This window comes from Alistipes sp., from assembly GCF_048465635.1.
In the GTDB taxonomy this organism is placed as follows: domain Bacteria; phylum Bacteroidota; class Bacteroidia; order Bacteroidales; family Rikenellaceae; genus Alistipes.
Genome location: NZ_DBFWLF010000001.1, coordinates 1 through 3,113 on the forward strand (window position 1 = coordinate 1; position 3,113 = coordinate 3,113).

3 protein-coding genes are annotated in these 3,113 nt (G+C 60.8%); all 3 read left to right on the forward strand.

The window, feature by feature from the left end; translation table 11 throughout:
• The first annotated feature begins 96 nt into the window (after positions 1-96).
• Positions 97-1,650 carry an IS21 family transposase gene (gene istA, locus ACMO9O_RS00005; protein WP_418981547.1) on the forward strand — a complete coding sequence of 518 codons (1,554 nt, stop codon included), beginning with the start codon at positions 97-99 and terminating at the stop codon, positions 1,648-1,650.
• 88 nt (positions 1,651-1,738) lie between these two features.
• The gene (gene istB / locus ACMO9O_RS00010; RefSeq protein ID WP_418981549.1) at positions 1,739-2,392 is read left to right on the forward strand and encodes an IS21-like element helper ATPase IstB; all 654 of its coding nucleotides are present in this window, start codon (positions 1,739-1,741) and stop codon (positions 2,390-2,392) included.
• Positions 2,393-2,395: 3 nt separating this feature from the next.
• A complete protein-coding gene (locus ACMO9O_RS00015) occupies positions 2,396-2,968 on the forward strand; it encodes a hypothetical protein (RefSeq protein WP_418981551.1) in 573 nt (190 codons plus the stop codon).
• The last annotated feature ends 145 nt before the right edge of the window (positions 2,969-3,113 follow it).

Here is a 3,113-nt window from a genome sequence, read left to right on the forward strand (position 1 = left end):
CAACGTGGCAAAAACTCGTGCCCCAAAATGCAAAAAGTCCACGTTTCCAGTCATGCTCTCGGGTTTCCAGACCAACAGAGAGCACAAATGCTAAACATGGACCAAGTCGATCATATCAACAAACTCATTCATCGTGCCGGCTTCACGATCTCCCGAGTCTCCCGAGAGCTCGGGGTTGACCGTAAAACGGTCCGCAAGTACGCGTCCAGGCCCGTTCAGATCCCCGAGACCATCAAGGTGAAGCGGAACACGGCGGCCAAGGCGTTCATCCCTGCCATCGAGGATCTCCTTCATAGGCAGACCCCCGTCACCAATCCAAAGCAGCGTCTCACGGCGAAGCGCATCCACAGCATCCTCCTTGAGGGGCGCGAGGATCTCGAGCTTCCGGATGCTCCCGTCCCTTCGATCCGAACGATTGAACGGTTGGTGCGTGCGGCCAGGGAGAAGCTCAATCTGGATCGGAAGAACGCCCTCTCCGTCCGCCTTGAGCACGCACCCGGATCGGCTCAGCTCGACTTCGGCGAGATCGACGTCTTCCTCAATGGCGAGACCTGCAGGCTCATCCTCCTCGTCCTGACCTTCCCTCACTCGAACTACCGCATGGCCGTGGTGCTTCCCGCTCAGAACTTCGAGTGCCTGGCGTACGGCATCAAGCTCATGTTCGACCGCATCGGCCGCGTACCGCTGCGCATCCGCTTCGACAACATGAGCACTGCGGTCTCCCTGCTGGTGCCGCCCAGCAAGGTTCACGAGGTGGACAACGTCCACGACGTGAAGGATCATCCGCGCGTGCTGACGGAGAACTTCCGCCGCCTGCAGGTTCACTACGGCTTCAAGGCGGAGTTCTGCAACCCTGCCGCCGGCAACGAGAAGGGGTCCGTTGAGAATGCCGTGGGCTGGATTCGCCGCAATTTCTTCGTTCCGGCCCTGCGCTTCGACGGGAACTTCGCCGAGCTCAACAACAGCCTCATGACTTGGTTGGAGCGTCAGGCGGAGGAGCCCCACTACAAGAAGGCGCCCAGGGTGATCAAGGAGCTCTTCCTTGAGGATCTCGCCCTCATGCTCCATCTCCCGGCAGCGGATTTCGATCCGTGCTCTTGGGTCGAAGCGACGGTTGACAACACGGGGTTCGTCCGAGTCGACAAGAACGACTACCAGGTCAACGCGGCTCCCGGCCAGAAGGTCCACGTCTGCAAGCGCTGGGACACGCTGTCGTTCTACGACTCCGACCGAACCCTGCTCACCAGCCACAAGCGTCATTACGGGCTCCATAAGGACTTCATCGATTGGAAGGTGATGCTTGGCCTGCTCAGAAAGAAGCCGACCAGCTTCAAGGACAGCGCCCTCGCCAAGATGCTCGGCGAAGCGACCGTCACGTATCTGACCGGCCTGCGTGCGCAGCCCCGCAGAGAGGTGCTTGAGGCCTGCTATGTGACGCTGAAGGAGGGCACGCCGATTGAGCAGATCTGCTCGCGATTGGACGAGGCCGTCCGGCGTTTCGGACACGAAGACCTCTCGACGTTGATCGTGGGTTTCCGCGGCCTGAAGGACACACCCACCGACGATCGCCAGCTGATGGATTTGCCTGAGCACCTCAGCCAACCGACCGTTCCCTCCGTCTCCCTCGAACCTTATGCGGGGCTTGCCTGACATGACTGCTCAGACGATTGATGATGAAATCCGCGGCTACGCGACGGCCTTGAGGTTGGGCTCACACGTCGTCCCCGCCTACAAGGAAATGGGGGACGTTACGTCCCCGGCCCTCTTTGTGCGTGACCTGCTGAAGCGGCTCTGCGAGAACCGCAACGAGGAGCGCGTGAAGCGCAACCGCCAGGCCTCAGGCATCCCCAATCTGGACAAGACCCTCGAGGTCTACGAGCGGGAGGGCGTCACGATGCCGACGGGGCTCACCTTCGGTGCCCTCGCAAGCTGCGGCTTCATCGAGAAACGCCAGAACCTCGTGATGATGGGGGTGCCCGGCTCGGGTAAGACGCACCTGGCTTCCGCCCTTGGGATCAAGGCCTGCGACCTTGGGTACAAGGTGATGTTCCGCCGCATGGCGAACCTCATTGAGGAGCTCCAGACGGCTCACGACAACCACGCCTGGCCGCGGTACCGCCGCCGCATCGAACAGTGCGACCTCCTGATCATCGACGAATGGGGCTACCTCCCGACGAATGTGGACGGGACGCGGCTGCTCTTCGAGGTGATCGCCGACTGCTACGAACAACGCAGCATCATCGTGACGACCAACCTCCCGTTCGTCGAGTGGAACCGCATCTTCAGCGATGAGAGGCTTCTCCTTGCGATCATGGACCGCATCGTCCACCATGGGTATCTGCTCAAACACACCGACCAAAGCTACCGCCTGCGCCACTCTCTGATGAAGTAAGCCATGACGAAGAACACGCACAACACCACGTACACCGAGACCGTGCTGTCGTACCGCAGCGCCCTGACGGAACAGGCACGGACCATCGTCCGCAACGCTGAAGACGACGGGACGCTCTTTCTCAATGACGAGCTGACGGGAGCCTCTACAGGCCTGAGCAACGACGTCCTCACGCTTCGAGGCATGGAGGCCAGGGGCCGCAAGGCGCATGACGAGCTCAAGGGATTCATCCGTGAGTGCGCTCTGGATGTCCGAGACATGCACGATCAGACAGCGGCGCTCTTCGACAGATGGGTGAGAACAGACGCTGAGCTCCGCATGAACGTCGATGTCGATGCTGAGCACTGGCCGGAGACTGAGGCCTCCAGCGAGGCTCTGGCAGACGCCTGCGCGAGGGAGAGAGAGGCGGAAGAGGACTGCTCTGAAGACGCCTTCTCCGACGCTCTGACGCGTGCTCTGAGGCTCTGCACGGAGCGCTTCATCCTGACGCGCCTCAGCGATGTCATCTTTGAACGGCACAAGCATAGCGCCGACTCGCGCCGACAGGACGATTTGGACGGCTTGCCGCCGCTCTAAAACGGCTTGGGGAGGGGCTTCGCCCCTCCCCAAGGAAGATCAACCCAGGGGCCTCGGCCCCGCCCATTTTGAGTAACGTCAAAAATCCCCACCCTAGTGGTCCTTTTTGCTGGCGAAACTGGGGAATTCTTATTGACGGAACACA